Here is a 4,456-nt window from a genome sequence, read left to right on the forward strand (position 1 = left end):
CGTGCCGCCCGATGGATTCCGGGCTCGCGCCCAAGCGCTCGCGCCCCGGAATGACGGCGCCCGGCCATCAATAGCGGCCGCCGCTGCCCTTTTGCTGATCGATCCAGGCTGACAGCGATTTCGGCTTCGATTTCGTAATCCGGGCCAGTGGCGCCTTCGGATTGCCGCGGGCGCCTGCGGCCTGACGGTCGCGCTGCGCCTGTGATGCGCCGGCGCCTTTCAAGCCAGCCGTCGCAGCCTCCGCGGCCTCCCTCTCCAGGCGCAACTGTTTCAATCGCGCCATCTTGATGCGTTCCGCCTCGACTTCGGGTCGCTCGGCGAGAAGCGGCTTGGCTTGAGCAAACTCCGCCGTGACGACGATCCCGAGAATGGTCGTCTCGCCGAGCGCCTTGCAGGCCTCGAGCCGATGCAGCCCCTCGACCAGCACGAGGCGGTCTCCGTCGCGCCGGATGGAAATGGGGGTCTGTTGTCCGATCTCCAGCATGCTTTCCGCGATCTCCGCCACGGTGGCGGGGTTGAGGGCCTTCTTCTGCTTCGTGGGAACGAAGATGTTTTCGATCGGGAAAGATTCCGGTTTGGGCATAAGTTGACTCCGCTTCTACTGGGCCCGTCGGAACGCCTGCCTGTGAGGTCGGGAGTTTAGGAGGGAAGGGCTCGACCGCAAGGGTAATTTCGGGGGCAAGGGCATTGATTAGCATCGAAGCCGGAACTTGCGATGGGGGTACAGGTCGTAGGACGGGTAAAGCGAAGCGAAACCCATCGCCGTACGCGCGGACATAGGATGGGTCTCGCAAGTGCTCTACCCATCCTAGCGATTGCCACCGGCGTTGCCGTACGCGCTCGCACCACGAGCAGATTGCGCCATGGCAATGCCTCCAATATGCTCAGAACAATTTTTAGTTGAACGTATTTCTCGCCATGGGCTCACTTTTCGAATTTCTGCAGAAAAACCAAATTGAGAAGGGACGAGCTCTTCCGGCAGTGCACTCCTCCGAAGCGTATCTCATAAAGAAGTTCATGAAGACCGGTCGTATCGAACCGCAACCCTGTAAGTTCTTCGAAGGTGAGAAGCTGTCCTACTTCTTTTTGGGGCGACCGGCATTTAAGCGGAGTTTGGACGCTGAGCCTGACTATTGGGAATTGCCAATGTCCTTCGTAGTCAAATACGACTCAATAAAGCGAAAGCGCATCTTTCCCTTTGATACAGGCGCCTTTCGTTCTGGTATCTATCCTCATTTCATTTCGATGATGGATCTCGAAGAGTTCGAAGTCGAGAAGGACCATGAGGCTGCTGAGAAAATTGTCGGCACTTTTTTCGGAACAAGCCGAAATTACTTCCTCCTGAATCCGCGTTCAAAGGGCGATTTTGAGAACCGATTTGACGTTAGCGTGCTTGACGAAGAAATTAGAGCGTTGCACAAGCTGGTTTCTTTGAAGGGAGGAAGTACAGACGATCGGCGTTTTGCGATCGAGTTGCAGACTGACCACCAACTCGAGCTAATTCGAGAAAACGTGTTGGCGGTGGTATTGCCTGAAGCTTACATTGAAGCGCCAAAGGTGGTGACTTACGTTGAAAAAGAACTTGGCGCCGAGCTGATTACCTATCCACTCTATCCACTGAAGAAAGACTATTACTACTACGCGATCTACGAAAAGATAGATCACTTCTTCCGATCGAACGGGTTCTACCGTGTTTAGGGTCTCCGGTTACATCGATCTAACGGGTGGCAGGCCTGGAATGTTGGTCCCTATTTTCTCCAAAGATGGGACGAATACGCCCTTAGTCCAAAGTATGGACGAGCACTATCACATTGAAGAGTTTTTTCCTTACTATCAATATGAGCGTTTTGACTTTGTTGACGAGAGTCGATCGCTTTTTGCCGATGTTGGAAAGGTCGGACTGGTCGCATTTCGTTCGGTTGAGGGTGACATTTGGTGCGGAGAGCCGCACGGTACCAACGATTATTTAAAGCAGCACGCCGCCACTTTGGATGAATTTCCGCTGCTTAAGCTGCAGCTTTTGAGAATTGCCCGCGCTCCCCTAGCTCAACAGTATGAAGCGTGGCGATCCACTTCAGAAAAGTACTTTACCGCGGCCAGCCAAAAGACGCACTGGCTTGAAGCTGAGCTGCTCAGTTTTCAGAGTACCGACAAAATCTGGAATCGGATTCGATCGAAGGAGCTTCCGAAGGATGCTCCTCAGTCGCTTGTCTCAGACGAAACGGCTGCGATGGACGCTGAAGAATTGTTTGGAGTTCTATCTGACCCGGAGAACTTCGAAGTCGGTGGGTGGGATGTAGTGTGGTTTAAGCTCAAGGACATGCTTCCCATCGATGAGCGGATTTATCATTTGGCTAACGAATGGTTGTTTGCCGTGCTTGGATCAAATTTGGCGGTTGGTAGAACAAGGCATGTCTTGGCCGAGGCGCTGAGATTTTGGCGTTCTGTAGGATATGACGGTGACAAAACGCAATTTTCCGAGTTCATTTTGGAGCTGATCCGATCAGGTGAATTTTTCTCTGATGAGTTGGGGCTGTCTTTCTCATCGGTAATGGCGGGGCTTGAACTCGGAGGGTACGAACTTTCGGACGAAGATTACTTAGCTATGTTGCTGCAGGTTCTGGCCGAACATTATTTTTCGGCAGCCCAAACTGAGGCTCTGCTTTTGCATATCGAAGGTGTCGCTCAGCCAGAAAAAGTGTCGGCCGCTGACATATGGCCGGCCAGGCCAGCCGGCGAGTTCATTTGGGTTGAGGCCTGGAAAGACGCCGCAGCTAAGAATCAAAGAGCGCTAAAGGCTGTGCTCGACAGACTTCATCTCCTCGATAGCAAACTGCCAGGCGTGCGCGCGTTTAGAAGAAAATGGAAGCCGCTGTTGCAAATGGCGCGACAGAGCGATTAGGGCGATCCGCTGAGACTTCTCGTCGTTCGCAAAGAGGGCGGCCCATCGCCGCCCCCTCGATACGTACTTCAACCTTTTGGGCTCGATCTACCCCCTCACGAACACCCCGTCGTGCTGCCGCACGTATCGCACTTCATGCACGTGCCATTCCGCACCAGCGTGAAGTTGCCGCACTCCGAGCACATCTCGCCCTCGTAACCCTTCGCCTTCGCTTCCGCGCGGCGCTCGGCCTTGGTCGGAGCCGCAACCGCGGCGCTGCCGGCCTTGCTCCATTGCAGCGCTTCCAGCTTCTCCGTCGGCGAGAGGTCGTGCTGGACCTCCTGCTTCAGGGCGACGGCGCCTTCGATGGCGTCGCCGAGGCGGGCGCTGGTGGCGTGGGCGGCCATCGCCGTGACCTTGCTGCCGCCTGAGGGCGCGCTGTCGTTGCCCTGGCTGATGGCGGCCGAGCCGCCGCGCATCACGACGAGATTGTCGGTGCGCGAGCGGGTGAGGCCGCGCGAGACCAGCTTGGTGGCGTGGTGGCCGCCGTCCTCGTCCGGCTCCTTGCCTTCCTCGACGCCCTTGCCGAGCGCGTCAAAGCCCGTCTCGTTGGGATCGACATGGGCGAGGTCGAAGCGGCTGAGATAGCTCACCGCGAGCTCGCGGAATACGTAGTCGAGGATCGAGGTCGCGTACTTGATGCTGTCGTTGCCCTGCACCGGGCCCGCGGGCTCGAAGCGGGTGAAGGTGAAGGCGTCGACATATTCGTCCAGCGGCACGCCGTATTGCAGGCCGAGCGACACCGCGATGGCGAAGTTGTTGATGAAGGAGCGGAGCGCCGCGCCTTCCTTGTGCATGTCGATGAAGATCTCGCCGAGGCGGCCGTCATCATATTCGCCGGTGCGCAAGTAGACCTTGTGGCCGCCGACGACCGCCTTCTGGGTGTAGCCCTTGCGGCGATCCGGCATCTTCTCGCGCTCGCGCATCACGATGATGCGCTCGACCAGCTTCTCGACGACCTTCTCGGCCACATGCGTGGCGCGCGCCGCCATCGGCTTCTCGTGCAGCGACTCGATCGCATCGTCCTCGTCCTCATCGTCGCTGATGAGCTGCGAGTTGAGCGGCTGGCTGAGCTTGGAGCCGTCGCGATAGAGCGCGTTGGCCTTCAGCGCCAGTTTCCACGACAGCATGTAGGCGGACTTGCAGTCCTCCACCGTGGCGTCGTTCGGCATGTTGATGGTCTTGGAGATCGCGCCCGAGATGAAGGGCTGCGCCGCCGCCATCATGCGGATGTGGCTTTCGACCGACAGATAGCGCTTGCCGATCTTGCCGCAGGGATTGGCGCAGTCGAACACCGGATAGTGCTCGGCCTTGAGGTGCGGGGCACCTTCCACCGTCATCGCGCCGCAGATGTGGACGTTGGCCGCCTCGATCTCGCGCTTGGTGAAGCCGACGGCCTGGAGCAGGTCGAAGCCGGGGGCTGCGATCGCCTCGGCGCCGATGCCGAGCTGGTCGCGAATGAAGTCCTCGCCGAAGGTCCACTTGTTGAAGGCGAACTTGATGTCGAAGGCGGTC

General features: G+C 57.7%; 3 protein-coding genes and 1 pseudogene. 2 read left to right on the top strand and 2 right to left on the bottom strand.

All coding sequences use genetic code 11. From position 1 onward, the window contains the following. Positions 1 to 67: 67 nt before the first annotated feature. Complete coding sequence (locus tag JHD07_RS22190; protein ID WP_291625788.1) at positions 68 to 583, bottom strand: ParB N-terminal domain-containing protein; 516 nt, start codon at positions 581 to 583, stop codon at positions 68 to 70. 317 nt (positions 584 to 900) lie between these two features. Between JHD07_RS22190 and JHD07_RS22195 the strand changes: the two genes are divergently transcribed. Further along, entirely contained in the window at positions 901 to 1,698 is a 798-nt protein-coding gene (locus JHD07_RS22195; RefSeq protein WP_291625790.1) for a hypothetical protein, read from the top strand. A 94-nt stretch (positions 1,699 to 1,792) separates the two neighbouring features. Continuing rightward, positions 1,793 to 2,902 carry a hypothetical protein gene (locus JHD07_RS22200; RefSeq protein ID WP_291625792.1) on the top strand — a complete coding sequence of 370 codons (1,110 nt, stop codon included), beginning with the start codon at positions 1,793 to 1,795 and terminating at the stop codon, positions 2,900 to 2,902. 95 nt (positions 2,903 to 2,997) lie between these two features. Here the strand turns inward: JHD07_RS22200 and JHD07_RS22205 are convergent. After that, positions 2,998 to 4,456 (bottom strand): annotated as a pseudogene (locus JHD07_RS22205) (vitamin B12-dependent ribonucleotide reductase); the annotation flags it as partial.

It is taken from the genome of Bradyrhizobium sp. (assembly GCF_016462955.1).
Classification (GTDB): Bacteria; Pseudomonadota; Alphaproteobacteria; order Rhizobiales; family Xanthobacteraceae; genus Bradyrhizobium.

Bases quoted from the DNA above. Each gene is read 5' to 3' on its own strand.
- JHD07_RS22190 (WP_291625788.1), bottom strand. From the start codon at position 583: ATGCCCAAACCGGAATCTTTCCCGATCGAAAACATCTTCGTTCCCACG.
- JHD07_RS22200 (WP_291625792.1), top strand. From the start codon at position 1,793: ATGGACGAGCACTATCACATTGAAGAGTTTTTTCCTTACTATCAATAT.